Here is a 24,447-nt window from a genome sequence, read left to right as displayed (position 1 = left end):
CTTGGAGCTGCGTTGCCGATGAACGAGATCGCGTCCCAGGGTCAGTTGCGTCTTGCCTATCTGCGCTGGGCGTTGGTGACGGTTCCCGCGATCGTCTTTCTCGGCTTCCTGTCGGGCAGGCTCGCCAATAGCGGTTTCGGCAATCGCTGGTTCGCCTCGCTCAACCTGCCCGCGCTGATGCCGCCGGGCTGGGCGTTCGCCGTGGCCTGGACAATCCTCTATGTGCTGATGGCACTGGCCTTCGCGATCGTGCTGCATGCGCGCGGGGCCAGGGGACGGGGGGCAGCGGTCGCGCTGTTCCTGGTGCAACTGGCGCTCAACCTTGCCTGGTCGCCGCTCTTCTTCCGCGCGCATCAGGTCGGCGCGGCGCTGGGGCTGATCCTTGTGCTGGCGCTGCTGGTGGCGCTCACCACTGCCCTGTTCTGGCGGATCCGTCCCTTTGCCGGTGCGTTGATGTTGCCCTATCTGGTCTGGCTGGTCTTTGCCTCCTACCTCAACTATGAGGTCGGCCGCCTGAACCCGGATGCGCACAGGCTTGTCGCGCCGGCACTCCAGACCCAGATATGATTTCGGCGCATCCACGCGCCTGATACGAGGATAGACGATCATGCAGAGCGAGAACCGCTTTTTCGACGACCTGGCCAAGCTGGTGAACGGCGCTGCCGGCACGGTCGCGGGCATGACCCGCGAGTTCGAATCCAACGCGCGCGAACGCGCCAAGGAATGGATCGGCGGCGTCGACTTCGTCACCCGCGAGGAATTTGACGCGGTCAAGGCGCTGGCGGCCGCCGCGCGCGAGGAAGTCGAACTGCTCAAGGCGCGCCTTGATGCGCTGGAAGGCAAGGCGCCTGAGCCGGTCACCAAGACCGTACGCGCCGCCAAGACGAAAGCTGTGGATAAGGATGCGGGCGCCGAGTAAGCGCCCTGTCCTTTCGCCGCTTGCGGTGATAAAGGCGCGCCGATGATGGATAGCGACGAATTTGAGAATGGCGGCCATGAGGCCGCGCCGATCGACATGCTGGCGGCCTTTTACGAGGCACATGGCTGGAGCTATGAGCAGGTCGGCGAGGACGAGATCGTCGCGAGCACCCAGGGGTCGTGGGCGCAATATGAGCTGCGCGGCATCTGGCGTGATGAGGATCAGGTGCTGCAGCTTCTCGCGCTGCCTGACATCCGCGTCAATGACGACAAGCGCGCCGTCATCTACGAGACGCTGGGCCTGATCAACGAGCAGCTCTGGCTCGGCCATTTCGAGCTGTGGTCGTCGAGCGGCATCATCCTGTTCCGCCATGGCGCGTTGCTGGGGCAGGGCGGAACGCTGACGCTGGACCAGGCGCAGGTGCTGATCGAGACCGCGATCGACGAGTGCGAGCGTTTCTATCCGGTGTTCCAGTTCGTCCTGTGGGGCGGCAAGAGCCCGAGCGAGGCGATCAGCGCGAGCCTGATCGAAACCCGCGGCGAAGCCTGACATTTCTGCCTGAAAGCCTGACCATGACCATTGCCTGCTGGCCCGAACATCTTTTCCTTGTCGGCTGCGGCAACATGGCCGGGCAGATGCTGACCCGCTGGCTGGCCTGCGGGCTGGATCCCGCCCGCGTCACCGTGCTGCGGCCGAGCGGCAAGCCGGTGGCGCAGGGCGTGACCGTCGTCACCGCCTATCCCGACGCGCTGTCGGCCGGCACCACCGTGCTGCTGGGCATGAAGCCCTATCAGATCGTCGATGTCGCGGCGGGCCTTACGCCGCTGCTGACGGCGGAGACGCGGCTGGTGTCGATCCTGGCCGGCACGCCGATCGCCGACCTGCGCCGGCATTTCCCGGCGCCGCGCGATGTCGTCTGCGCCATGCCCAACCTGCCGGTCGGGCTGGGCGAGGGCGTGGTCGCGCTCTACACCGATGCGGCCACGGATGCGGCGGCCAAGGCCGACATTGCCGCGCTGATCGCGCCGCTGGGCCTGGCCGAATGGATGGGCGACGAAGCCCTGTTCAATCAGGTGACGGCCCTGTCCGGCTGTGGCCCGGCCTTCCTGTTCCGCTTCATTGATGCGCTGTCGCGCGCCGGCGAGGCGCTGGGCATTCCCGCCGATCAGGCTGCGCGCATGGCGCTGGCGACGGTGCAGGGATCGGCGAACATGGCCGCGCGCGCCACCGTCAGCCCGGCGACCCTTGCGGACCAGGTTGCCAGCCCCGGTGGCATGACGCGTCAGGGCCTCAATGTGCTGGACGCCGACAATCGCCTGCTCGACCTTCTGACCGACACGCTGGTTGCGGCGCGCGACCGGGGTGCAGCGATGGCGCGGGGCGAATAGGGACGGTTCCGGTCCGCGCCATTATCCGTTAAGGGGGCGCGATCGATATACGGAGTCCGTTCATGCTGTCCCCCGAAACCCCCATCCTGCTGCTCACCACCGGTGGCACGATCGACAAGGTCTATTTCGACGCCCTGTCCGACTATCAGGTCGGCGAGACGGTGATGGCCAAGCTGTTGCAGGTGGCGCGGGTCAAGCGGCCCTTCCGCATCGAGGAAATCACGCGCAAGGACAGCCTGGAACTGGACGACACGGATCGCGCGCTGATTGCCGCCCGCGTCGCCGCCGCGCGCGAGAAGCATATCGTCATTACCCATGGCACCGACACCATGACCGAGACGGCCAAGCTGTTGCAGGATATCCCCGGCAAGACCGTCGTGCTGGTCGGTGCGCTGGCCCCGGCGCGCTTTGGCGAGAGCGATGCGAGCTTCAACCTCGGCATGGCCTTTGCCACCGCGCAGGTCGCCGAGCCGGGCGTCTATATCACCATGAGCGGATCGGTGTTCCGCGCCGACAAGGTGGTCAAGGACCGTGCCAAGGGCGCCTTTGTCCCGACCGGCGAGTAAGGCCGGCTGCCGGTTGCTCTGAAACCTTTGTCACGCTCCGGCATTGTTGCCCCCACGGGGTGATAAAGAGGAGACGATATATGGCAGACTATCAGGAGCGCCCGGCGCCCACGACGACCATCATCGAGAAGCGCAGCGGCGGCGGGGGCACGACCATCGCGATCCTGTTGCTGGTCGTGGTGGTCGCGGTTGCCGCCTTCTTCCTGATCAGCAGCCAGACCCGCAAGGATGATGCGGTGTCGAGCGCGGCGAGCCAGGTCGGTCAGGCCGCGAGCGATGTCGGCGACGCCGCCAAGGATGCCGCTGATACGGTGAAGGGCAATTGATCCAGCGGGCCGGCTTCCACAGCGAAGCCGGCCCGTTTTCAGACCATGATCCTGTCGAGCGCGGCGCAGAAGGCCTGCATGTCGGCCATGGAACCGACGGTGACGCGCGACATGGTGGGCCAGGGCGCCCAGTTGCGGCCGATGCCGACGCCCGCCGCCAGGAACTGGGCCTGCACCCCGGCTGCCGGCTTGCCCCAGTCGACCATGAACATGTTGGCGTCCGACGGAATGAACTTGACCCTGCGCTTGGTGAGATGAGCGAAGGTGAAGTCGCGCGCCGCGATCATCTCGGCCCGGCGCTGCTCGATCAGCGCCTTCTGCGTCAGCGCCACGGTGCCGCACACGACCGAGGGCAGGGGCAGGTTGGTCGACATGCGCTTGCCATCATAGCGCATCATCCTGGCATGCAGATCCGGCCGCGCGATGGTGGCGCCCAGCCGCATGCCGGCCATGCCGAACAGCTTGGAGAAGGTGCGCAGCACGATCACGTCCTTGCCCTGCGCGACCAGCGGCGCGGCCGACTGGCCGTGCGAGAAATGGAGATAGGCCTCGTCCACCAGGACGATCGATCCGGCTGGCTTGTTCACGACCAGCCATTCAATGTCGGCCAGCGGCGTCAGCGTGCCGGTGGGGTTGTTGGGCGAGCAGATATAATAGAGGCCGGCATCCGGATTGGCGGTCAGCATGGCCTTCACGTCGTGGCGATAGTCGGGCGTCAGCGGCACCTTCGTCACCTTGGCGCCGGCCCATTCCGCCGTGCCCCAGGGCTGTTCATAGCTGACATCGGCGGTCACCAGCCCCTTTTGCGGCGAGCAGAAGGCGACGACGATGCGCGAGAGCGGATCGCTGGACCCCGGCCAGGGCAGGACATGGTCGACCGGCACGCCCTCGATGGTCGCGAGCGTCTTCTTGAAGTCGGTAACTTCGGTGCCGGGATGGTAGAAATTGGCGTGGGAGACGATCTTCGCCGCGGCGGCCTGAGCGACGGGGAAGGGGCCGGTCCAGCATTCGTTGGAGCCGATCCGCACCTTGGGGAAATTGCCTTCTTCCGGGCCGTCATTGCGCTGCGCCCAGACCGGGGTGCCGGCGGTGGCGACCGCCACGCCCGCGCCCAGCACGCCCAATATGCGGGCGGCGTCGCGGCGCGAATAGCCGCGCTGGATCAGATCCTGCTGCGCGTCATTCTGATCCATCATGCGACTGTTCCCTATGCGTCCTGAAGAACGGTTCGGGGGAGTCAACGGACGAGGGTGGGATTCCCGCAATGGCTCTGCGGTAACGAAGAAGGGCGCCCCTTGGGAGGGCGCCCTTCGTCATGTTTCAGCCTGTTGGGGCGAAGCGATCAGCCTTCGACCTTGGCATATTTCGGCGCGGCCTCATTGAGGATGCGCAGGATCTTCTGCAGCGCGGTAGGCTCGTCGGTCTCTTCCATCGCGGCGAGTTCGCGGGCGAGGCGGCTGGAAGCGGCCTCGAAGATCTGGCGCTCGGAATAGCTCTGCTCGGGCTGGTCGTCGGCACGGAACAGGTCGCGGGTCACTTCGGCGATCGACACCAGATCGCCCGAATTGATCTTCGCTTCATATTCCTGGGCGCGGCGCGACCACATGGTGCGCTTGACCTTGGGCTTGCCCTTCAGGGTTTCCATCGATTCCTCCAGCGTCTTGTTGGAGGACAGCTTGCGCATGCCGACGCCTTCGGCCTTGTTGGTGGGAACGCGCAGCGTCATGCGCTCCTTTTCGAAACGGAGCACATACAGCTCCAGTTCCATGCCCGCGATCTGCTCCTTTTGGAGTTCGATCACACGGCCCACGCCGTGCTTGGGGTAAACGACATAATCACCAACGTCAAAGGACAGCGCCTTGGCAGCCATTTGAAACCTTTCTATTCAACCGGGGAACGGGCCGTCGCGGGGCAGGTGCAGCAGGGGCACGAGTCGGGGAAAGTCCGCGGCGTCACCGTCAAGACATGATGCGAATACTCCAGGACGAACGCGACCATGTTCGTCCGCTGGGCGCTATTTAGCAGATTCGTAACAAAATTGCCACCCCCGGACACAAAGTCTGGGGGTGCGGCACAAAATGGGACGCTGCGCCTTGATGGCGCAGGATAATATCGATCAGCTGCCCTGGCCGGGTTCGGGCGAGAAGAACTGCTCCAGCTTGTTCTCCACGCCGCTCATCGCGTCGGCGTCGGCCGGGGCCTCGCCCTTGACCGTGATGTTGGGCCATTCGGCCGAATATTTGGTGTTGAGTTCCAGCCACTTTTCGAGGCCGTTCTCGGTATCGGGCAGGATCGCCTCGGCCGGGCATTCCGGTTCGCACACGCCGCAGTCGATGCACTCATTGGGATTGATGACCAGCATGTTCTCGCCCTCGTAGAAACAGTCCACGGGGCAGACCTCGACGCAATCCATATATTTGCAGCGGATGCAGTTGTCGGTCACGACATAGGTCATTGTCAGGGCACTCTTTGGGTTACGACAGCGGCGGCCCTGCTATGCTTAGGTGCGCCGAAGGTCAATGAGGATAATGTTGACCGGGCTTTAAGGGCGGTTTTCGGCCGACGCCTTGCACGCGCGCCCATGTCGCGGCCGAATGATCGATGTGAGGCGCGCGGCATCGTCTCTTCGGGACGGCGATTGGACGGGATGGGCGAGGCTGGCACCTGAACTTGTCACGGATTGGAAATATTATCCCGTCTTTACAGTGTGTTTCGTCGAAATTATCCTCGCCGCGATCGGACGCCGGTTCTGTGGGCCGCGCCATGATGCCTGTGCAACGGGCATCCAGCATCGACAGGGAAGCAGAGAATGACAAGGACGATAGCCCGATGGAGCATGACGCTCCTCGCCATGGGCGCAGCCGCGCAGGTGGCAGTCAAGGCGCAGGATCTCAGCAGTTCGCGCCAGTCGGTCGGGCAGCCGAGCAAGGACCGGATCGTCATCGGCCTGGGTGCGGCGGTGACGCCGGTCTATCAGGGCGCCGACGATTATCGCGTGCTGCCGCTGCCGGCGATCGACATTGTCGAGGGGCGCTTCTTTGCCAATTTCCGCAATGGCGTGGGGCTCAATCTGGTCGATGACCGGGCGCTGACCATCGGCGCGGGCGTCACCCCGATGCCCGGCTATCGCCGGCGCGACGTGCCCACGGGCGTCGATCGGCTGTCCTGGGGCGTGGGCGGGCGCATATTCGCCAATCTGACCGGCGGCGGCGTGGTGGCGACGCTGGGCGCGACGCAGGGCATTGCCGGCAGCACCGGCGGCTTGATCGCTGACGCCAGCCTGTCCTATCCGGTCATCCTCAATCCCAAGCTCATCATCACCCCCTCGATCGCCACCAGTTTTGCCGACGGCAAGCATATGGACGGCTATTTCGGGGTGAATACGCGCGAGGCCGCTGCGTCCGGACTGGACCAATATCGCGGCAAGGCAGGGTTCAAGGACATCTCCGCGCTGCTCAACATCGTCTATCGGCTCGATAGCCGCTGGAGCGTGACCGGATCGGTCGGGGCGACCAGCCTGCTCGGCCGGGTCAAGGACAGCCCGCTGGTCGAGCATGCGACGCGGCCGAACGGCTTCCTGGCGCTCGCCTACCGGTTCTGAGCCAGCGGCGAGATCAACTGCCGACCGTCAATTCCTCATAGCAGGCCTGCGCCTCGGGCGCGGGGCCGCGCCGGGTGGGCAACTGGATCACGCGGACGACGCGGACGCCGGCGGCGTGGGGAAAGGTGATGAGGTCGCCGGCGCGCACCGGCGCATGGGACCGATCGATGCGCCGGCCATTGAGGCGGATATGGCCGTCCTCGGCCAGCTTCTGCGCGGTCGAGCGGCTTTTCGACAGGCGCGCGAACCACAGATATTTGTCGATGCGCAGGGACGGGCCGACGCCCATCCCTGGCATTGTCATGGCCCCCTTGGGGTCAGCCATTGCGCCCCAGCAGTTCGGCCAGGCCGGCAAAGGCATGGTTGCTGGTTGCGGCCTTGTGGCTGGCGGGGGTGGCGCGCGGCGCGCGATTATCGTCGCGGTCGCCACCCTTGCGCGGGCCGCGATCGCCGCCCTTGCCGCCACGACCTTCGCCACGATTGTCGCTCTTGCCGGCAAATTTGCCTTCGGGGCGCTGCTGCTGGTCGCGACGGGGCGCGCGCGGGCCACGATCGCCCTGCGGGCGACCCTTCTGTCGGCCCTTGAACACCCAGTTGGCACCGGTGGCAGCGACGGGCGCTTCGGCCGGGGTTTCGGTCGCCACTTCGGCAGCCGCTTCGACGGGGGCCTCGGTAACAGCTTCCGCTGCTGCTTCAGGCGCGGCGTCGGTCGCTTCGGCCACGTCCGTGCCTTCCACGGCGGGCGCGGCTTCGGCCGGCATCTCGGCGACGGGCGCCGGGGTCGGCACCGGGTCGATCGGGCGGAAGCCGGCGGCGCGCATCAGTTGCAGGAACGCCTCTTCGCTGAGGCCCAGCGACACGATCTGTGGGCTGAGCGCGCTGAACGGCTCATTCTTCGCGATCGTCTCATGCGCGGTGCGGGCCATGCGCTCGGCCATGTCGATACGCAGCATCTGCGGACCGAAGCTGCGGAAGCCGGCGATGCGCGCGCCCATTTCCTGGGGCTTGTCGCCGGTCGGGATCAGGGTCAGGCCCGGCTGGGGCAGCGGCAGGCAGGGCTTGCCGATGCGCGCCGCCTGCAGCGCCGCGCGCCAGCGCGCCGCGCCCGGCTTCAACAGGCCGGGATGATAGAGGTCGAGCACGCCGATATCGATGCCGGCGCGGCGCAGCAGATGGCGCTGATCCTTGTCGAGATGGCCGAGCGCCGAATCAAGGTCGAGTCGCGGCGCGACGCCGCCGGCATCGGCCAGCTGGGCGAAGACCGCGCGGACGACGGCAGGCACGGCCGGATCGGCAGCGCTTTCGCTCATCTTGACCAGCGGCAGCAGATGCTTCTGCTTCTGCGCCTCGAACCAGGTCGCCAGACGGGTCGTCACCTGCTTCTGCACATCCGGGCCCAGCGCGGCGAGCGCGCGATCGAGCCGGATTTCGGGCGCGAGCAGGCCTGCGCCCGCCATCAGCGTTGCGACCGGGGTTCCCTGCCAGGCGATGCCCGGCGTCTGTCCCGCATCGTCCATGAGCGCGAAATCCGTATCCGCAGCGCTCATCAATTCGTCAGCCTTCACTCGTAATACCTTTCCAAGGCGCCTTTCCGCCGCCGCCAGCAACAGCTTTCTGTCCTGGAGTCGCGTAGCGGGATCGACTGAGAAACGAAATCCGTCAAGTCGCCCGATCGTCTCGCCATCGACGCAGACCGTCCCATCCGGGTCGACCGTGACCGGCAGATTGCTCGCATTCTGTCCGATATCCCTTAGCAGAACAGAGGTGCGTCGGTCCACGAAACGCTGCGTCAGGGCTGCATGCAGCGCATCGGACAGCTTTTCTTCCAGCATGCGCGTGCGTTCGGCCATCTCCACCGGATTGGCCAGCCAGTCGGGACGATGGGCGATATAGGACCAGGTGCGCGCGGCGGCGATCCGGCCCGACAAGGTGTCGATATCGCCCTGGACCGAATCGAGGCGGGCGATCTGCTGGGCGAACCAGTCGCGCGGGATATGGCCGCCAAAGCCCGAACCATTGCCGGCGATGAAACGCCAGATGCGCGCCACGGTACGGGCATGATGTTCCGCGCCCAGCTTCTGGAAATCGGGCAGGCCACAGGCGGCCCAGAGCCGTTCGACATCGCGCTTGGAGCGGACACGGGTCTGGACCTCGGGATCTTCGGCCATGCGGCGCAGCACGGCCAGGTCGACCGCCTGCGGCGCGGCGCGCAGTTCCGGGCGGTCGGGCCGCGCCTCCAGGTCGATGATCAGATGATCGATGCTGTCGGTGCGCGGCACGCCGTCGCGCCAGAAAAGCTGGTCGACGGACGGAAAGCGATGCGCCTCGATCGCCTCTATCTCTTCCGGCGTGAAGGCGGCGTCGCCATCCTCCGACCCCAGGCTGCCGAAGGTGCCGTCCTTGTGATGGCGCCCGGCGCGGCCGGCGATCTGGGCCATTTCGGCGACCGTCAGCCGGCGCGAGCGGCGACCATCGAACTTGCGCAGCGAGGCGAAGGCGACATGGGCGACGTCGAGATTGAGGCCCATGCCGATCGCGTCGGTGGCCACCAGATAATCGACGTCGCCATTCAGGAACATCTGCACCTGGGCGTTGCGGGTGCGCGGCGACAGGGCGCCCATCACTACCGCCGCGCCACCCCGGAAGCGGCGCAGCATTTCCGCCACGGCATAGACTTCCTCGGCCGAGAAGGCGACGATGGCGGAGCGGCGGGGCAGGCGCGACAGCTTCTTGGCACCGGCATAGGAGAGGGTGGAAAAGCGCGGCCGGCCGATGATCTCGACCTCCGGGACCAGGCTCTTGACTGTCTTGGCGATGCTGGCGGAACCTAGGATCATCGTTTCTTCCCGGCCGCGGGCGCGCAGGATGCGGTCGGTGAAGATATGGCCACGTTCGGGATCGGCGCCCAGTTGCGCCTCGTCCAGCGCGACAAAGGCGAAATCGCTGAGGCCGCCGGTCATCGCAGCGGCTTCCCTGCCGCCACTGATCGGCATGGATTCGGCGGTGCAGAGGAAATAGCGCGCGCCCGGTGGCACGATCTTTTCTTCGCCGGTGATGAGGGCGACCTGTTGCGCGCCCTTGATCGCGACGACGCGGTCATAGACTTCGCGCGCCAGCAGGCGCAGCGGAAAGCCCATCATGCCGCTCGAATGGCCGCACATGCGCTCGACGGCGAGATGGGTCTTGCCGGTATTGGTGGGGCCCAGCACAGCGGTGACGGGCGAACGGGCGAACTGGGCCATGATGGGGTCTATGTCGTGCAGGATGGCGGGCAGGGCAAGGACTTTGCGCGATCGGCCCGATGTTCCGTTGGTTAACGGGACTCTGCCCGGCCATGGGCACGTTTCGTCGCAGTGGCGCGCGTCATGGCGGCGTCTTAAATTGACTTTAACCCTGCGCGTTCACAAGGGTGCGGTCCGACGCATGGCGCGCGGACCATTGCGTTGGCGATGCGATAAAAAGCACCCCGGGGGTTGCGGCTTTTGTTCCAGGATAATCAGTCGGGTTTTCAGCACGGTGGCGCGTCCATGTCGCTATGGCTGGCGGACAGCCTGCAGCGACCGGCGGTGCCGCGCGACTGGCGCACGCGCCTGCGCGACTGGGCAGAGGACGTCAATCTGGTCCCGGACCTGGGGCAGAATGTCGGCAGCCTTACCTGGTTTCGCGGCCTTGCCACCTGTTTTGGCCTGTGCGCCACCGCCCTCTATCTCTCGCCCGGTTTCCAGCCGGTGCCCGGCGCGCCCGAACCCCTGCTGACGCCAGCGCAATATGACGAGGTGCGCAGCCAGATGATCACGCCGCTGGCGCTGGGCGCGGACAGCGGCCGGCGGATGGGCGCGATCGACGCGGTGCAGCCGCTCAAGGAAACGCCCGAGCGCCCGCAGATCGAACTCAATGCCCAGATCGGCAGCAGCGACACGCTGGCTCGCGCCTTGTCGCGTGCCGGCGTCAGCAGCGGCGATGTCGCGACCGTGACCAGCATGGTCGGCGGCGACATCGGCGCAGGCGTGAAGCCGGGCACCCGGCTCGACATCATCCTGGGCCGGCGTGCCAGCCGCACGTCGCCCCGGCCGCTCGACAAGCTCAATTTCCGCGCGCGGCTCGACCTGGCGGTCGAACTCAACCGGGTCGGCGGCGTGCTGCAGGTGACGCGCGTGCCCATTCGCGTCGACAATACCCCACTGCGCATCCAGGGCGTGGTCGGCGACAGCATCTATCGCTCGGCCCGCGCCGCCGGCGCGCCGCCCAAGGCGGTGCAGGCCTTCCTGCGGGTGATTGCCAAGCAGGTCGATCTGGGATCGATCGGCGCAGGCGACCGCTATGACATCATCACCGAATATCATCGCGCCGAAACCGGCGATGTCGAGGTCGGCGAGCTGCTCTACGCCGGTTTCCGCCGGGCGCGGGGCAAGGCGGTCGACATGCTGAAATGGACCAGCGACGGCCGCACCGAATGGTTCGAGGCATCGGGCGTGGGCGAAAAACGCGGCGTGCTGGGCGCGCCGGTCGACGGCGGGCGAATGACGTCGGGCTTCGGCATGCGCCGCCATCCGATCCTGGGCTATACCCGCATGCATGCCGGCATCGATTTCGGCGCGCGCTATGGTTCGCCCATCTATGCCGTGACCGATGGCGTGGTTGCCTTTGCCGGCCGCCATGGCGGCCATGGCAATTATGTCCGCATTTCCCATGGCGGCGGCCTGGCCACCGGCTATGCCCATATGAGCCGGATCGCGGCGGTACCGGGCCAGCGGGTGCGGCGCGGCCAGGTGATCGGCTATGTCGGTTCCAGCGGCCTGTCGACCGGTCCGCATCTTCATTATGAGCTGTATCGGGGTGGCCAGGTGGTCAATCCGCTGTCGGTGAAGTTCACCACGACGGCGCAGCTGACCGGCAGCGATCTGGCCGCCTTCCGCGCGCGCCTGGCCCAGCTCAAGGGGCTGAAGGTCGGCACGCATGAGGTGGCGGCGGCCGCGCCGACCGCTGGCGCACCAGCCGCTGCGGGGAAATAAGCGGCTTTGCGGCGGTGGCTCGCTCGGCTAACGAGCGGGCATGACATCCCCTCATCCCGCCACCATCACCGCGATCCTGCTGGCCGGCGCGCGGCCGATCGCCGATCCGCTCGCCACCGCTGCCGGCGTACCGGTCAAGCCGCTGGTGCCGGTCGCAGGCGAGCCGATGATCAACCGCCCGGCACGCGCATTGCTCGCCCATCCGGCGATCGGCCAGCTGGTAGTGCTGACGCAGAATCCCGAATATTTCGCCGATGATCCGGCCACCGCCTGGCTGGCGAGCGATCCGCGCGTGCGGTTCGAGCGCGGCGGCAAGGGCATTGCCTCCTCTCTGCTGGAGCTGATGGAAAAGGCGGACCTGCCTTTCCCGCTGCTGATGACCACAGCCGACCATGTGCTGCTCGACGCGGCGATGCTGGACCAGTTCGTGGCGGAGGCGACGGACGCCGACATCGCCGTCGCCATGGTCGAGAAGACGACCCTGCTGGCCCATTATCCGCAGTCGCGCCGCACCTGGCTCAAATTTCGCGACGGCTGGTGGTCGGGCGCGAACATCTTCTGGTTCGGCAGCGCCAGGGCACGGCCGGTGATCGCGCTGTGGCAGGATGTCGAACAGGACCGCAAGAAGGGCTGGAAGATATTGTCCGCCTTCGGCCCGCTGGCGCTGGTTGGCGCGTTGCTGCGCATCCTGACCCTGCGCGGCGGCATTGCGCGGGTGGGGCGGCGTTTCGGCCTGACGGCGCGGCTGGTGGCGATGGATCAGGCAGAGGCCTGTATCGATGCCGACAAGCCCGACGACATCGTGCTGATCGAATCCATCCTCGCGCGCTAAGGCGCAGGGCGCTTCCCTATCGGGTTATTCCCGATGCCGCGCGCTTTGGCTGCATGCTAGAACCAATCGGACCCGGCAGATGGGCCCGATGAAGGGAGCACCCGCATGCGCAAGATTCTGCCCCTGGCGACTTTGTTGCCCGCCACCCTCGCTCTGATGGCGCAGGCCGCACCAGAAACGCCCGCTGCGCCGCCGGCACCGACGCCGGTTACCCCGGTCAGCGGCGACTCCCGCGACGTTTCGGTCGCGGCTTGCCTGAATGAGGCCAAGGCTCAGGGGGCCAAGAAGGGCGTGATTGACGTCACCCTGCGCGAGGTCGAGGATACCGACAAGAAGAGCGACAGCCGCGGCGCCGTGCGTGCGCTGGTCAATGTCGTGATCGAAAAGGACGGCAAGCAGAAGACGGTCAAGAAGACCTTCAAATGCAGCACCCAGAATGGCGTCGTCACCGCCTTCAAATATTATTGAATTTCCCTAGCCCGGTCTCATCAGGCTGAACCGGGCGCGGCACCAGTGCGTCGTTCCTCTCCCCCTCGATCCAGGGATGGCGGGCTGGTGCCGCTCAGTTTGCGCCGGGTTCCGGCGGCAACGGATCGCGCAATGCCAGCGCGCGGCGCGTCGCCAGGCCCATCATCAGAAACCCGGCGATCGAGGCGACGATATTGGCGATCGCCGCGCCTATCGTGCCGTTCATCGGTAGCAGCACCGCCTGCATCCCCAACAGCAGCAGGGTGGAGGCAAAGGTAATGCGCAGCGAAAGGCCGGCCCGGTCGGTCGCCATTAGCAGCGGGCGATAGCTGACCCCGACCAGGTCGATACAGGCCGATACGCCCAGCAGCATCAGCAGCGGATAGGCGGGCAGGAATTCCTTGCCCGCGATCAGGCCCAGCAGCGGATGGCCGATGGTCAGGATCAGCGCGATAATGATGGCGCCCGCGATCAGCGCCAGCCGGTTGGTCTGGCGGAACAGGGACCGCAACGCATCCACGCCATGGCTGGACTGGGTGCGCGACAGTTCGACGAAGATGCTGCGCGAGAGCAGGCTGGAAATCTTGGTCAGCGACTGGGCGAGCTGGTTGGCAAGGCGATAGAGGCCCGCGCCCACCGGCCCGACGAACAGGCCGACGACCAGCACCGCGACCTGCTGTCCCATGGCGGACAGGCTGGTCTGCAGGTTGGTGGCGGTCAGGAAGCCGACGATGCCGGGATTTTCGTGGCGTGCATCAAGCGCCCGGCCGGCGGTCCAGCTGCCGAGCCGACCCTTGCCTTCGCGCAGGGCAAGATACCAATAGGCCGCCGCACACAGCAGTTCGGCGCCGCCCCAGGCGATCAGGAAGCCGGTGATGCCGGGCATCAGGGCCAGGGCCAGGCCTGCGCCGATCATCCGCCCGACCGGGATCATGGTTTCGGCGACGGCGGCCGAATCGAACCGGTCGAACAGGCGCAATATGCCGGTGGGGGAGGAGCGGATGGTGATCATCATCACCATGCAGAACAGCCAGGCCTGAAGCCCCATGCCCGGCCCCAGTTGCAGCTGGTTGCCAAAGGCCAGGATGATGATCGCGGCGATCAGGCCTCCGGCCAAGGCCGAGGCGAGATCGATCAGGATGCAGAAACGCAGCACCCGGTTGAGCGCGTTGCCATTGCCGTCCGCCAGATGCGGCTGGCCATAGCGCACGACGATCTGCCAGCTGTCGAAGGACACCAGCGTCTTGATGACGTTGGCGGCGCTCAGCACCAGCGCGAAGCGGCCGAAATCGGCGACGCCCAGCGTGCGGGTGACAATGGCGAGATAGGCAAGGCTCAGTACCGCGCCCACGCCCTTGCCGCCCAGCAGCCAGCCGGTATTGGCCAGGATACGGGCAAAGCCATCCTGTGCGCTGCTACCCTTTGCGCGCTTCAACTTCACCGGAACAGGAGCCTTTCGCGTGACACGCCGTTTGTTGCTGGCGGGCGTCTATCTAGGGAAGGGCGGCGCATTGCGCAAATGCGTCCTTCTCTTCCCTGCGCTGCGAAATCGCTCTAAAGCGCGGGCATGACCATCAAGAAAGCCATCATCCTCTCCGCCGGCCAGGGTTCGCGCCTGCTGCCGCTGACCCGTGACGTGCCCAAGTGCATGATCGACTTCAACGGCCGCACCCTGATCAGCTGGCAGATCGCCGCGCTGGTCGCCAATGGCGTGACCGACATCGTCGTCGTCACCGGCTTCCGCACCGAGCGGGTCGAGGATCATGCGCTGCAACTCTATCGCGAGACCGGCGCGCGCATTCGCACGCTGTTCAATCCCTTCTTCCAGGTCGCCGACAATCTGGGCAGCTGCTGGATCGCGCGCGAGGAGATGGATCAGGACTTCATCATCCTGAACGGCGACACCATCGTGTCGGACGAGATCGTCGCGAAGCTGGTCTCGGGTGCCAAGGACGCGATCACCGTCACCGTCGATGTGAAGCCCGACGGCGACTATGACGATGACGACATGAAGGTGAGCCGGGACGAGAGCGGTCGCCTGCACCATATCGGCAAGCGGCTGCTGCCGCCCGACACCAATGCCGAATCGATCGGCATGCTGGCGTTCGTGGGCGAAGGGCCGGCGATCTTCCGCAACCAGGTCGACCAGATGATGCGCACGCCCGAAGGCGTCGCCCGCTGGTATCTGCGCGCGATCGACATCATCGCCAAGGGCAACCGGGTCGGCACCGTGTCGATCGAGGGGCTGGAGTGGCAGGAAGTCGATTTCCCGCAGGATGTCGATGCGGCCAATGCGCTCACCGAGAAATGGGTGGAAGCAGGGCGCTACGGCGCGTGAGCGCCTAAAAGGCTTCCCCGATCCCGAAATAGAAAGCGGCGCCGTCCTTGCCCCAGGCAATGTCGGCCCGCAGATTCACATTGGCATCCTTCGAAGCGAGATAGCGCAGGCCAAAGCCGCCGGCCGGCAGCATCTTGGTATGTTTCCAGATATCCTTGCCGCTGCGCGCAATGCCGCCGACGCCGCCGAACGCGACCATGCCGATCTTGCCGAACAGATGCTGGCGGACCTCGCCTTGCAACGCCCAACTGGCCCGGTCGCGATAGCGGCCGGTCTCATAGCCGCGCAGGTCGCCATTCTGGCCATAGAGGCACAGGTCATAATAAGGCGCGCCGTCCGACGCCTCGCACAGTGTCTTGCGCACCACCAGCACGGTTTCGCGCCCCAGCGGGAAATAGCCATTGCCCGCGATCTGCAACTTGTGATGGGTGAAGTCGCTGCCCAGCCAGTCGGCGCCATAGGTCAAAGATCCCGTGGTGTAGACGCCCTTGCGCGGATCGACCGGATTGTTGCGGCTGTCGAAGGTGAAGGAGGGGCCGAGCATCGAAATCTGGCTGTGTCGCTCGATCGCCGGTGGTGTCAGGTTGGGATGATTGGGCAGCGGTAGCGAGGCGCGGGCGTCCATGTTCAGATAATAGAGGCGTGCGCCAAAGGAGAGGTGGCGCAGGAAGCCTTTGCTGAAGATTTGATATTGGGTGTCCACCATGGCGGCGAAGGCCTTGTCGCGCAGCTTGATCGACAGGTTGGATGCACCGGCATTGGCGCCGATGCCATAGAAGCGCAGATTGGCGACACCATAACCGGCCCAGCCCTGGAAGCGCAGCCGGTCGTCCGCCAGCGTCATGTTGTGCGAGACCCCGACGCCCCAACTGTCAGTGCTGGTATAGCCGCCGCCAATGCCGCTGATCCAAGGGCGGGAGGAGCCGTTGGGGTTATAATAGAGTATCGCCGCACCCGCGAGGCCGGTGCCCATTGCCGGATTGGACAGTGGAATCGGCGCGATCACCAGATCCGGCTTGGTGCTCGGGGGCGCCAAGGGAAGAGTGGCATCCGGGGTGGGGGGCTCTGTGCGGTCGTCAGCCTTCGTCTCACTGGCCTGCACGCTTTGCGCCTGGTCCATAATCTCGCGCGAAGGCGTGTTCTGGGCGGCGGCGGGCAGGGCCATGCCCAGGCACATCATCAGGCTCGGCCCGGCCAGCGCGTGTCGCACGCCATGTCTCCCTGTCATATGGGACCAGCCTAGAGGAAGGCGAGGGCGGCGATATCGGGAGAAATGTGCAGTCGTCGCGGGGAAATTACCCAGAAGCCAGGCGGCGGGCTTTCCCGCATATAGTGTGCTTGGCACCGAAAGAGCGAGGTGCGCCGGGGGACAGGGGATGATGGCGATGCGAGGATTGACGCTGCTATCCGTCACGATGCTGGCCGCGCCGTTGGGCCTGGCCGGCCGGGCGCAGGCGCAGGCGCAGGACTTGCCGCCTGTCCCGATCATTACCCAGGTCGCGACCGATGCCGGCACGGCCAGCGGCCCTGCCGATCCGGCTGTGCCGACGGTGGCCACGGAACCGGCGCCCGCACCGCCTGAGCGCGAGAAATATCCGCTGCTGCCGATTGGCGGGCGCGCGGCGATCGAGCGCGGCTATCATATCCAGCGGGCGCTGGGCGCCAGCGGCATGCTGATCCACAATGTCCAGAATATGGACAGCCGAAACCTGGCGGTTGCCATCGCCAAAGGCGAGGATCCGCCGGCAGGGGGGGCATTGCTGGAAGTGCCCTTCGTCACCACGACACAGATGGAAAGCCACAGCAGCAACACCGAATTCAAGGCGGACGTCTGGCTGTTCCCCTTCCTCAACCTGTTTGCCGGGATCGGCAAGGTGAAGGGGCATGTCAATGTCGGTGTCGACATCGACCTCGATGCCTTCGTGCCTTTTCCCTTCTGCCGCCCCGCCAAGCCCTGCGGCCATAGCCAGTTGCCGTTCACCGCCAATGTCGACAACACGTCTTTCACGGTCGGCAGCATAGTGGGCTATGGGACGAACCATTGGTTCGCAGCCCTGTCGCTGGCCAAGACGATCAGCGTGTCGTCCAAGGACCGGTCCGACATGAAGATGACCAACATCGCCGGCCGCGTCGGCCCGCGCTTTGCGCTGGGCAAGGATGTCATGCTGACACCCTATGTCGGTGCCAATTATTACGACATGGACGTGACCGTGTCGGGCCTGGTCCGCAGCGGCGCGCTGTTCGAGGACGGTGATGGTGTCAACCTGCGCTACAAGGTCGACCTCAAGAGCAGCCGGCCCTGGGCCGCGATCGGTGGCGCCAATCTGGAACTGTCCAGCCACTGGGCGATGCAGGCCGAATATAATTGGGGCAAGGACTCGAACCGCTTCGTGCTGAGCCTGACCTTCCGGCCCTGATCGGCTTGGTCAGGCGGCGAAATAGCCCTTCAGCCAATCACGCAGCGCCGTGTCATTTTCGCTGTCAATCTTGACCGCTGCGCCCAGGTCGGGCTGGCTTGGCCAACCGGCGTCGGCAATGGTCAGGCCGGCGATGCTGCGCTCCCCTTCATAACGGGGGATGACGTGGAAATGGACGTGCGGGTCTACCATCATCAGCATCAGATAATTGATCTTGGCATAGCCTATAGCACGGGTCAGTGCCGCCTCGATCGCTGCGGTCACGGTCTTGAGTTCGGCATGGGCCGCGCCCGGCAGCTCGCCGAACGCGGTCGCGTCGCTCTTGGCGGCCAGCACCAGCGATCCCAGCGTCGGCTGGGCCGGGCGCAGCAACACGACCCAATGGTCGAACTCGGCAACCAGCGTCGCGGGCCAGCCGAATTTCGCGATGGTGGCGTTCATGCGGCGGCTTCCGCTTCGTCCATCCAGCTGACGATCGGCCGGCCGGAGCGGTGGACGATATAGGCCTGGGCGAGGCGCACGGCATGTACGACCAGCGAGATGATGGTCCACCAGGCAAGCGCGATCAGGCCGATGTCGGGCCGGCCGAACAGCAGCGCCACGAACAGGATCACCATGTTCGGGTTGCGGCGCGCGGTGATCAGGCGGAACTGGCTGTCGAACGGACGCCACACATGGATGTCCATCTTGAAGTCCTTGAGGAACATCCCCTCGATCAGGCGCTGGAGGATATAACCGGCGATCACGGCGGTCATGATGAAGGTGAAGGTGCCGGCCGACAGGCCCAGCCCCCAATAGGTGAGGCCCACGCCCCAGAAATACCACCAGAAGGGCGGGTGGACCAGGTCGACGCCATGGTCGATCACATTGCCCCATTTGGACGAGGTGATGGTGCAGCGCGCGAGCTTGCCGTCCACCGTGTCCAGCACCATGAAGATGAAGCCGCACAGGAAGCCGGTCCAGAACAGCCCCTTGGCGAACAGGAAGGTGGCGACGAGGCAGAGCGTCACGCCGATCACCGACACCATGTTCGGCGTCATCTTCAGCTGCGCGGCGATCCGCGTCAGGATCAGCGCCAGTTCGGGCCAGAGATATTTGGTCAGCAGGTCGGTCACGCCCTTATAGGCGCCGAAATAGCTTTGCCGCTCGATCGCCTTGCGGGTTTGGGGCACCAGTTCGCGCACCATCGGCTGTTCCAGCTTGCGCAGCTGGCGATTGTAGAGCTTGCGCCCGTCCGACAGGTCGATGAGGCCGCTGGCCTGCATCGGGTCGCTGCCCGCGGGCACCTGACCGACGATCGGCTGGCCGGCCCAGGCGAACATCGTGCCGGGCGTTTCCAGCACCAGCCGCAGCAGCAGCGGATCGAAGGCATAGGCGAGGTTGAAGACCAGTTCATGGCCCGGCGCCAGCATGCTGCCATTCTTGGCCGCGCTTTCCGCCATGCGGCGATTGCGTTCGGCGTTGGACATGCCCCAGATCGGGGTCGCGTTCTTGCCGAGCAGGCGAACCGGGCCGAGGGTGGTGCTGATCGTCTGCATCATGCCTGTGCCTTCTGCGCAAAATCGAGGATGAGGGCGGCCTGCCGCTGCGAGGCGGGGACCGGGGAAAGATCGATACTATCCTGCATTGCCGCTTCCTGAGCAGCAACAAGGCCCGGTTGCAAGTCCGCTGCCCGATCGAGCGCGCCCTGAAGCGCATCGGCGCGGTCGATCACCTGACCCAGACGCCAATGGGCGAAGGCCTGATCCGCGCGCCAGTCATGATGGTCGAGGTTGAGGAAGATGCAGGGGCGGGGGGTGAGCAGAAACTCGTAAACCTGGCTCGACACGTCGCCCAGATAGGCGTCGGCGCTGGTCGTGTAGCTCATGTCGATCGAGTGGCGGCTGCCCATGTCGACACGGATATGCGGGCTGTCGCTGTGGATCGGCGGGATGCGACGGGCAAGCTTCACATGCGGCGCGATGATGACGTTCCAGCCCTGCAGCGCTTCGAGCGCGGCCATGACCTGCGGTCCATCATTGACCCAGGAGGACAGGTCGGGGTCGAAATGCGGATTGTACAGCAGCACCGGCTTGTCATCGTCGAACAAGGGCCGGCGCGGCGCGCGCAGTTCGAATTTGGCATAGCCGCCGACCAGACAATTGTTTTCGGTGCAAAGGCCATATTCGATCATCCGCCGCCGGTCCTTCTCGCCCGCGACGATGGTCAGGTCGAAATCGGCGTGGCGCTGCTTGTAGCCGCCGGCCCGGTCGCCCGCGCCATGCTTGATCAGGATCAGGCGCGTGGCAAAGCCGGGCATCCGTTTCAGCCAGGCGCTGGTGATCTCCGTCGTTACCAGGGTCGGGAAGCGGGCGATGGCGCGATAGTTGAGCAGCAGCGTCGCCAGCCGCGAGGGCAGGCGGAACAGGGAATCGGGCTTGGTCGAAGGACGGCGCAGCTTGATGAGGTCGAGCCGCCCGTCGGGATCATAGCTGGCGACCAGATCGAGAATCAGGCGCGAGGGCGAGAGTACATGGACGCGGACATCCGCGCGCTTGCCCAGTTCAAGCGCGGCCGGCAGCCAGTGGAACACCTGCTGCGCTTCGGCGATGGCAAGAAAGGAGATGTCGATCGGCAATGAATGCGGTCCCCACAGATATTCGCCGCCGCAGGGGCATTACTTCCCCGGCCATGATCGCCATGACGATCCGGGCAGGTCGCCCCGCTCTAGCGCGCATGGCGAAGGAAGCAAGCAATAGCCCCCCGGAAGCCGCTTTATTTGCAAGCGATTTGCAACAAGGAGGCGCAGGGGCAGAAACATGGTCTCAGTGCTGGACCTTTGCAGATTTTTCGTTATGCGGACCCCCATCAGACAGACATCGACGAAGAGGCTCGACGAGCGATGGCCGAATTTGCTTTGCCCAAGAACAGCAAGATCAGCGGCAAGGGCGTGACCCACAAGGCGCCCGAGGGCGCGACCAATGTCCGCAGCTTCAAGGTCTATCGCTACGATCCGGACTCGGGCGAGAATCCGCGCTACGACACGTTCGAGATCGATCTCGACAATTGCGGGCCGATGGTTCTCGACGCGCTGCTGAAGATCAAGAACGAGTATGACTCGACCCTGACCTTCCGTCGTTCGTGCCGCGAGGGCATTTGCGGTTCCTGCTCGATGAACATGAACGGCAAGAACGGCCTAGCCTGCACCACCGCGATCGACGAGTGCGCCGGCAAGCAGGTGCAGATCACCCCGCTGCCGCACATGGACGTCATCAAGGATCTGGTGCCGGACTTCACCCACTTCTACGCCCAGTACAACAGCATCAAGCCCTGGCTGCAAACCGTCAGCCCGGCGCCGAGCGGCAAGGAGCGGCTGCAGTCGCCCGCCGATCGCGAGAAGCTGGATGGCCTCTATGAGTGCATCCTGTGCGCCTGCTGCTCGACCAGCTGCCCCAGCTACTGGTGGAACAGCGACAAGTTCCTGGGCCCGGCGATCCTGCTGCAGGCCTATCGCTGGCTGGCCGACAGCCGCGACGAGTTCACCGGCGAGCGCCTCGACGAGCTGGAAGATCCCTTCCGCCTCTATCGCTGCCACACCATCATGAACTGCGCGAACGTCTGCCCCAAGGGCCTGAGCCCGGCCAAGGCGATCGCGGAGACCAAGAAGATGATGGTCGAACGGCAGCTGTAAGTTGACCAGCGACGGTGTTGCAGGCGGGCGACCGCTGAACGAAGGGAAATGGTCGGGCTGGACTGCCTGGCACGATCCGCATCCCGACACCTTCCTGCAGGCCATCGGCCGGGGCTATATGCGCGGGCTGGGCGAGAAGAAGGCGCATGTCGCGCTGGAAACCCGCACCAGCCACCGCAACCGGCTCGATACGCTGCATGGCGGCTTCCTCGCCGCCTTTGCCGACCATGCCTATTTTGGCGGCCTGTGGGCGATGGGTTATCGCGATCAGGTGAACGGTGTAACCATCGACCTGTCGATGCAATATCTGGGCGCGGGCAAGGTCGGTCCCGACCTGCTGGCCGAGGTGGAATTGCTGCGCGAGACCGGGCGCCTCATGTTCCTGCGCATGCTGATCACCCAGGAGGGCGAGCCGGTCGCCGCGTCCACCGCCACGCTGCGCAAGGCGCCCAAGGCGCAGTGACCAGCGTTATCGCCCGTTATGATGCGCTGGTCGCGGCTGGTGAATTGCGGCCCGACCCGGACCAGCGTGCCGCCGCCGTGCGACTCGACCAGCTTCAGCATGATCTGGAAGCGACGCCGGCGCGTGGCTCGACGCTGTGGAAGCTGCTGCGCAAGCAGCCCGAGCCGCCGCGGGGCCTCTATATGTGGGGTGGGGTCGGGCGCGGCAAGTCGATGCTGATGGACCTGTTCTTCGACACGGTCCATGTCCAGCGCAAGAAGCGCGCCCATTTCCATGAATTCATGCTCGACGTGCATGCCCGCCTGGCCGAGGCGCGCAAGTCCGAGTCGGGCGATCCGATCCCGCCGGTGGTCGAGTCGCTGGCCGAAGAGGCGCGGCTGCTCTGCTTCGACGAGATGGTCGTCAACAATATGGCCGATGCGGCGATCATGTCGCGCCTGTTCACGGGGCTGCTGGAAAAGCGGGTGACGATCGTCACCACCTCCAACCGCGAGCCGGACGAGCTCTACAAGAATGGCCTCAATCGCCAGCTCTTCCTGCCCTTCATCGACCTCATCAAGGCGAAGCTGGATGTGATGACGCTGAACGGTCCGGTCGATTATCGCCGCGACCGCCTGGGCGACTCGAAGCTGTGGCATGTGCCCAATGGGCCGGAGGCGACCAGGGCGCTGTCGGAGGCCTTCTTCCGCCTGACCGACTTTTCGGTCGAGGACCGGGCCAAGGTGCCCTCGGAGGAGATCGTCGTTCAGGGCGGGCGCACCATGCATGTGCCCAAGAGCCTGAAGGGCGTCGCCGTCTTCTCGTTCAAGCGGCTGTGCGTCGAGGCGCGCGGTGCGCCCGACTATCTGGCGATCGCGCGCAAATATCATACGGTCATCATCGTCGGCATCCCGGTGCTGGGGCCGGAGAAGCGCAACGAGGCAGCGCGCTTCGTCACGCTGATCGACTCGCTCTACGAATATAAGGTCAAATTGCTCGCCTCGGCCGACGCCGAGCCGATGCGACTCTATCCCGAAGGGGATGGGGCGTTCGAATTCGAGCGGACGGTGTCGCGGCTGATGGAAATGCAGTCCGACGATTATCTTGCGCTGGGCCACGGCCCCAAATAAGCGCGGCGCGCCCCGTCGTGCGCGCATTTCGCCCTATCGCCGCTTGCGTCGACGTTCATCAGGGCGCAACTTTCTTACGGAAAAACAGACCGGATGCTTCCACTTGGGAAGCATCCGGCAGGCTACCGCTGCAGGGAAGGCTCTAGGTCCAGGGTAGGAGACCAGGAGCGACAGGGTGTGAAAAAGCCTCTAATGCAACTGCGAATGAATTGCAAAGATAATTTGCCACAGGGGGCTTTGTTTGGTTGAAACCCCCACAATATGGGCGTAGGCGCACTGACAATTCCAGAGTTCACATCTTGGAGGATGATTGCATATGGCCCGTAAGAAGATCGCGCTCATTGGCGCTGGCAATATCGGCGGCACGCTCGCGCATCTCGCGGCTCTCAAGGGACTCGGTGACATCGTCCTGTTCGACGTCGTCGAAGGCGTTCCCCAGGGCAAGGCTCTCGACCTGTCGCAGTGCGCCTCGGTCGAAGGCTTCGATGCGAAGATCACCGGTTCCAACGACTATGCCGACATTGCGGGCGCGGACGTCATCATCGTCACCGCCGGTGTCGCCCGCAAGCCGGGCATGAGTCGCGACGACCTGCTGGGCATCAATCTCAAGGTCATGAAGGCCGTGGGCGAGGGCATCGCCGCCAACGCCCCCGACGCCTTCGTCATCTGCATCACCAACCCGCTCGACGCGATGGTCTGGGCGCTGCGCGAATTTTCGGGCCTGCCCGCGAACAAGGTCGTCGGCATGGCCGGCGTTCTGGACAGCTCGCGCTTCAACCACTTCCTGGCGGAAGAATTCAACGTCTCGGCCAAGGACGTCACCAGCTTCGTGCTCGGCGGCCACGGCGACACCATGGTCCCGGTGATCGAATATTCGACCGTCGCCGGCATCCCGGTTCCCGACCTGATCAAGCAGGGCCGTTCGACCCAGGAGCGCATCGACGCCATCGTCAAGCGCACCCGTTCGGGCGGCGGCGAGATCGTCGCGCTGCTCAAGACCGGTTCGGCCTTCTATGCGCCCGCCACCAGCGCGATCGCCATGGCTGAAGCCTATCTGGGCGACAAGAAGCGCCTGCTGCCCTGCGCCGCGAACCTGACCGGCCAGTATGGTGTCGACAATCTCTATGTCGGCGTGCCGGTCATCATCGGCAAGGACGGCGTCGAGCAGGTCATCGAGATCGAGCTGAACGACGAAGCCAAGGCCAACCTCCAGGTGTCGGTCGACGCCGTCAAGGAACTGCTGGAAGCCTGCAAGGGTATCGATCCCTCGCTCGCCTGAGCCAACCAGCTTGCACCGTCCCGTTCCAGGTAAGTGCGCAGCCTGGGACGGGTCGCTTT

General features: G+C 65.3%; 26 protein-coding genes. 16 read left to right on the top strand and 10 right to left on the bottom strand.

The window, feature by feature from the left end:
- Positions 1-18: 18 nt before the first annotated feature.
- From N6H05_RS22350 to N6H05_RS22325, 6 genes are all read left to right on the top strand, one after another.
- Positions 19-567 (top strand): TspO/MBR family protein, encoded by a 549-nt coding sequence (locus N6H05_RS22350; protein WP_284111740.1) that lies wholly within the window; start codon positions 19-21, stop codon positions 565-567.
- Between the two features lie 40 nt (positions 568-607).
- Positions 608-919 (top strand): accessory factor UbiK family protein, encoded by a 312-nt coding sequence (locus N6H05_RS22345; protein ID WP_284111739.1) that lies wholly within the window; start codon positions 608-610, stop codon positions 917-919.
- Between the two features lie 42 nt (positions 920-961).
- Positions 962-1,468, top strand: coding sequence for a type III secretion system chaperone family protein (locus N6H05_RS22340; RefSeq protein ID WP_004211091.1), 507 nt, complete (start codon positions 962-964; stop codon positions 1,466-1,468).
- 23 nt (positions 1,469-1,491) lie between these two features.
- Positions 1,492-2,307: a pyrroline-5-carboxylate reductase family protein gene (locus N6H05_RS22335; protein ID WP_284111738.1), complete on the top strand. Its 816-nt coding sequence runs from the start codon at positions 1,492-1,494 to the stop codon at positions 2,305-2,307.
- A gap of 62 nt (positions 2,308-2,369) precedes the next feature.
- The gene (locus N6H05_RS22330; RefSeq protein ID WP_004211094.1) at positions 2,370-2,873 is read left to right on the top strand and encodes an asparaginase domain-containing protein; all 504 of its coding nucleotides are present in this window, start codon (positions 2,370-2,372) and stop codon (positions 2,871-2,873) included.
- 80 nt (positions 2,874-2,953) lie between these two features.
- A complete protein-coding gene (locus tag N6H05_RS22325) occupies positions 2,954-3,199 on the top strand; it encodes a hypothetical protein (protein ID WP_284111737.1) in 246 nt (81 codons plus the stop codon).
- Positions 3,200-3,237: 38 nt separating this feature from the next.
- On the opposite strand, the gene N6H05_RS22320 is transcribed toward N6H05_RS22325, so the two are convergent.
- The 3 genes from N6H05_RS22320 to fdxA all read right to left on the bottom strand — a co-directional run bounded on the left by N6H05_RS22320 (position 3,238) and on the right by fdxA (position 5,654).
- Positions 3,238-4,395, bottom strand: a complete 1,158-nt coding sequence (locus tag N6H05_RS22320; RefSeq protein WP_284111736.1) for a pyridoxal phosphate-dependent aminotransferase — start codon at positions 4,393-4,395, stop codon at positions 3,238-3,240.
- 146 nt (positions 4,396-4,541) lie between these two features.
- Complete coding sequence (locus N6H05_RS22315) at positions 4,542-5,069, bottom strand: CarD family transcriptional regulator (RefSeq protein ID WP_004211100.1); 528 nt, start codon at positions 5,067-5,069, stop codon at positions 4,542-4,544.
- Positions 5,070-5,315: 246 nt separating this feature from the next.
- Positions 5,316-5,654 carry a ferredoxin FdxA gene (gene fdxA / locus N6H05_RS22310; RefSeq protein WP_284111734.1) on the bottom strand — a complete coding sequence of 113 codons (339 nt, stop codon included), beginning with the start codon at positions 5,652-5,654 and terminating at the stop codon, positions 5,316-5,318.
- Positions 5,655-6,035: 381 nt separating this feature from the next.
- Here fdxA and N6H05_RS22305 point away from each other — a divergent pair, with 381 nt between their 5' ends.
- The gene (locus tag N6H05_RS22305) at positions 6,036-6,800 is read left to right on the top strand and encodes a MipA/OmpV family protein (protein ID WP_284111733.1); all 765 of its coding nucleotides are present in this window, start codon (positions 6,036-6,038) and stop codon (positions 6,798-6,800) included.
- A gap of 13 nt (positions 6,801-6,813) precedes the next feature.
- Here the strand turns inward: N6H05_RS22305 and N6H05_RS22300 are convergent, their stop codons facing one another.
- Together N6H05_RS22300 and N6H05_RS22295 are read right to left on the bottom strand one after the other, a co-directional pair.
- Positions 6,814-7,098, bottom strand: coding sequence for an RNA-binding S4 domain-containing protein (locus N6H05_RS22300; RefSeq protein WP_284114299.1), 285 nt, complete (start codon positions 7,096-7,098; stop codon positions 6,814-6,816).
- 19 nt (positions 7,099-7,117) lie between these two features.
- Positions 7,118-10,042, bottom strand: a complete 2,925-nt coding sequence (locus tag N6H05_RS22295) for a helicase-related protein (protein WP_284111732.1) — start codon at positions 10,040-10,042, stop codon at positions 7,118-7,120.
- 285 nt (positions 10,043-10,327) lie between these two features.
- Here N6H05_RS22295 and N6H05_RS22290 point away from each other — a divergent pair, with 285 nt between their 5' ends.
- The 3 genes from N6H05_RS22290 to N6H05_RS22280 all read left to right on the top strand — a co-directional run bounded on the left by N6H05_RS22290 (position 10,328) and on the right by N6H05_RS22280 (position 13,112).
- Complete coding sequence (locus N6H05_RS22290) at positions 10,328-11,812, top strand: M23 family metallopeptidase (RefSeq protein ID WP_284111731.1); 1,485 nt, start codon at positions 10,328-10,330, stop codon at positions 11,810-11,812.
- A gap of 40 nt (positions 11,813-11,852) precedes the next feature.
- Positions 11,853-12,644 carry a nucleotidyltransferase family protein gene (locus tag N6H05_RS22285; RefSeq protein ID WP_284111730.1) on the top strand — a complete coding sequence of 264 codons (792 nt, stop codon included), beginning with the start codon at positions 11,853-11,855 and terminating at the stop codon, positions 12,642-12,644.
- 105 nt (positions 12,645-12,749) lie between these two features.
- Positions 12,750-13,112 carry a hypothetical protein gene (locus N6H05_RS22280; RefSeq protein ID WP_284111729.1) on the top strand — a complete coding sequence of 121 codons (363 nt, stop codon included), beginning with the start codon at positions 12,750-12,752 and terminating at the stop codon, positions 13,110-13,112.
- 94 nt (positions 13,113-13,206) lie between these two features.
- On the opposite strand, the gene N6H05_RS22275 is transcribed toward N6H05_RS22280, so the two are convergent.
- Positions 13,207-14,553, bottom strand: coding sequence for a lipopolysaccharide biosynthesis protein (locus tag N6H05_RS22275; RefSeq protein ID WP_284111728.1), 1,347 nt, complete (start codon positions 14,551-14,553; stop codon positions 13,207-13,209).
- Between the two features lie 126 nt (positions 14,554-14,679).
- Between N6H05_RS22275 and N6H05_RS22270 the strand changes: the two genes are divergently transcribed.
- Positions 14,680-15,450: a phosphocholine cytidylyltransferase family protein gene (locus N6H05_RS22270; RefSeq protein WP_284111727.1), complete on the top strand. Its 771-nt coding sequence runs from the start codon at positions 14,680-14,682 to the stop codon at positions 15,448-15,450.
- Between the two features lie 4 nt (positions 15,451-15,454).
- Here N6H05_RS22270 and N6H05_RS22265 read toward each other — a convergent pair whose 3' ends face one another.
- Positions 15,455-16,660: a BamA/TamA family outer membrane protein gene (locus N6H05_RS22265; protein WP_284111726.1), complete on the bottom strand. Its 1,206-nt coding sequence runs from the start codon at positions 16,658-16,660 to the stop codon at positions 15,455-15,457.
- Positions 16,661-16,835: 175 nt separating this feature from the next.
- Here N6H05_RS22265 and N6H05_RS22260 point away from each other — a divergent pair, with 175 nt between their 5' ends.
- The gene (locus N6H05_RS22260; protein ID WP_284114298.1) at positions 16,836-17,867 is read left to right on the top strand and encodes an outer membrane beta-barrel protein; all 1,032 of its coding nucleotides are present in this window, start codon (positions 16,836-16,838) and stop codon (positions 17,865-17,867) included.
- 9 nt (positions 17,868-17,876) lie between these two features.
- On the opposite strand, the gene N6H05_RS22255 is transcribed toward N6H05_RS22260, so the two are convergent.
- The 3 genes from N6H05_RS22255 to N6H05_RS22245 are packed head-to-tail and all read right to left on the bottom strand — an operon-like array spanning position 17,877 to position 20,484.
- Positions 17,877-18,308, bottom strand: a complete 432-nt coding sequence (locus N6H05_RS22255) for an HIT family protein (protein WP_284111725.1) — start codon at positions 18,306-18,308, stop codon at positions 17,877-17,879.
- Positions 18,305-19,408, bottom strand: a complete 1,104-nt coding sequence (locus N6H05_RS22250) for a CDP-alcohol phosphatidyltransferase family protein (protein WP_284111724.1) — start codon at positions 19,406-19,408, stop codon at positions 18,305-18,307. The genes N6H05_RS22255 and N6H05_RS22250 overlap by 4 nt, the downstream gene beginning before the upstream one ends.
- Complete coding sequence (locus N6H05_RS22245) at positions 19,405-20,484, bottom strand: CDP-glycerol glycerophosphotransferase family protein (RefSeq protein ID WP_284111723.1); 1,080 nt, start codon at positions 20,482-20,484, stop codon at positions 19,405-19,407. Before N6H05_RS22245 ends, N6H05_RS22250 begins: the two co-directional genes overlap by 4 nt.
- Before the next feature lie 264 nt (positions 20,485-20,748).
- Between N6H05_RS22245 and N6H05_RS22240 the strand changes: the two genes are divergently transcribed.
- The 4 genes from N6H05_RS22240 to mdh all read left to right on the top strand — a co-directional run bounded on the left by N6H05_RS22240 (position 20,749) and on the right by mdh (position 24,388).
- Positions 20,749-21,537: a succinate dehydrogenase iron-sulfur subunit gene (locus N6H05_RS22240; protein WP_004211148.1), complete on the top strand. Its 789-nt coding sequence runs from the start codon at positions 20,749-20,751 to the stop codon at positions 21,535-21,537.
- 1 nt (position 21,538) lies between these two features.
- Entirely contained in the window at positions 21,539-22,000 is a 462-nt protein-coding gene (locus N6H05_RS22235) for a PaaI family thioesterase (protein ID WP_048937829.1), read from the top strand.
- Positions 21,997-23,109, top strand: coding sequence for a cell division protein ZapE (zapE, locus tag N6H05_RS22230; protein WP_004211152.1), 1,113 nt, complete (start codon positions 21,997-21,999; stop codon positions 23,107-23,109). The genes N6H05_RS22235 and zapE overlap by 4 nt, the downstream gene beginning before the upstream one ends.
- Before the next feature lie 316 nt (positions 23,110-23,425).
- Entirely contained in the window at positions 23,426-24,388 is a 963-nt protein-coding gene (gene mdh, locus N6H05_RS22225) for a malate dehydrogenase (RefSeq protein ID WP_010337480.1), read from the top strand.
- Positions 24,389-24,447 lie beyond the last annotated feature (59 nt).

Origin of the sequence: Sphingobium sp. WTD-1 (assembly GCF_030128825.1) — a bacterium.
Classification (GTDB): domain Bacteria; phylum Pseudomonadota; class Alphaproteobacteria; order Sphingomonadales; family Sphingomonadaceae; genus Sphingobium.
The sequence above is the reverse complement of the archived record's forward strand: the minus strand, read 5'-3'. Positions and strand labels throughout refer to the sequence as shown.

Coding starts and splice junctions, on each gene's coding strand:
- N6H05_RS22325 (WP_284111737.1), top strand. CDS start 2,954: ATGGCAGACTATCAGGAGCGCCCGGCGCCCACGACGACCATCATCGAG.
- N6H05_RS22315 (WP_004211100.1), bottom strand. CDS start 5,069: ATGGCTGCCAAGGCGCTGTCCTTTGACGTTGGTGATTATGTCGTTTAC.
- N6H05_RS22260 (WP_284114298.1), top strand. CDS start 16,836: ATGCGAGGATTGACGCTGCTATCCGTCACGATGCTGGCCGCGCCGTTG.
- N6H05_RS22350 (WP_284111740.1), top strand. CDS start 19: ATGAACGAGATCGCGTCCCAGGGTCAGTTGCGTCTTGCCTATCTGCGC.
- N6H05_RS22250 (WP_284111724.1), bottom strand. CDS start 19,408: ATGATGCAGACGATCAGCACCACCCTCGGCCCGGTTCGCCTGCTCGGC.
- N6H05_RS22320 (WP_284111736.1), bottom strand. CDS start 4,395: ATGATGGATCAGAATGACGCGCAGCAGGATCTGATCCAGCGCGGCTAT.
- N6H05_RS22240 (WP_004211148.1), top strand. CDS start 20,749: ATGGCCGAATTTGCTTTGCCCAAGAACAGCAAGATCAGCGGCAAGGGC.
- fdxA (WP_284111734.1), bottom strand. CDS start 5,654: ATGACCTATGTCGTGACCGACAACTGCATCCGCTGCAAATATATGGAT.
- N6H05_RS22290 (WP_284111731.1), top strand. CDS start 10,328: ATGTCGCTATGGCTGGCGGACAGCCTGCAGCGACCGGCGGTGCCGCGC.
- N6H05_RS22330 (WP_004211094.1), top strand. CDS start 2,370: ATGCTGTCCCCCGAAACCCCCATCCTGCTGCTCACCACCGGTGGCACG.
- N6H05_RS22305 (WP_284111733.1), top strand. CDS start 6,036: ATGACGCTCCTCGCCATGGGCGCAGCCGCGCAGGTGGCAGTCAAGGCG.
- N6H05_RS22340 (WP_004211091.1), top strand. CDS start 962: ATGATGGATAGCGACGAATTTGAGAATGGCGGCCATGAGGCCGCGCCG.
- N6H05_RS22300 (WP_284114299.1), bottom strand. CDS start 7,098: ATGCCAGGGATGGGCGTCGGCCCGTCCCTGCGCATCGACAAATATCTG.
- N6H05_RS22285 (WP_284111730.1), top strand. CDS start 11,853: ATGACATCCCCTCATCCCGCCACCATCACCGCGATCCTGCTGGCCGGC.
- N6H05_RS22335 (WP_284111738.1), top strand. CDS start 1,492: ATGACCATTGCCTGCTGGCCCGAACATCTTTTCCTTGTCGGCTGCGGC.
- N6H05_RS22270 (WP_284111727.1), top strand. CDS start 14,680: ATGACCATCAAGAAAGCCATCATCCTCTCCGCCGGCCAGGGTTCGCGC.
- N6H05_RS22280 (WP_284111729.1), top strand. CDS start 12,750: ATGCGCAAGATTCTGCCCCTGGCGACTTTGTTGCCCGCCACCCTCGCT.
- N6H05_RS22295 (WP_284111732.1), bottom strand. CDS start 10,042: ATGGCCCAGTTCGCCCGTTCGCCCGTCACCGCTGTGCTGGGCCCCACC.
- N6H05_RS22255 (WP_284111725.1), bottom strand. CDS start 18,308: ATGAACGCCACCATCGCGAAATTCGGCTGGCCCGCGACGCTGGTTGCC.
- mdh (WP_010337480.1), top strand. CDS start 23,426: ATGGCCCGTAAGAAGATCGCGCTCATTGGCGCTGGCAATATCGGCGGC.
- N6H05_RS22345 (WP_284111739.1), top strand. CDS start 608: ATGCAGAGCGAGAACCGCTTTTTCGACGACCTGGCCAAGCTGGTGAAC.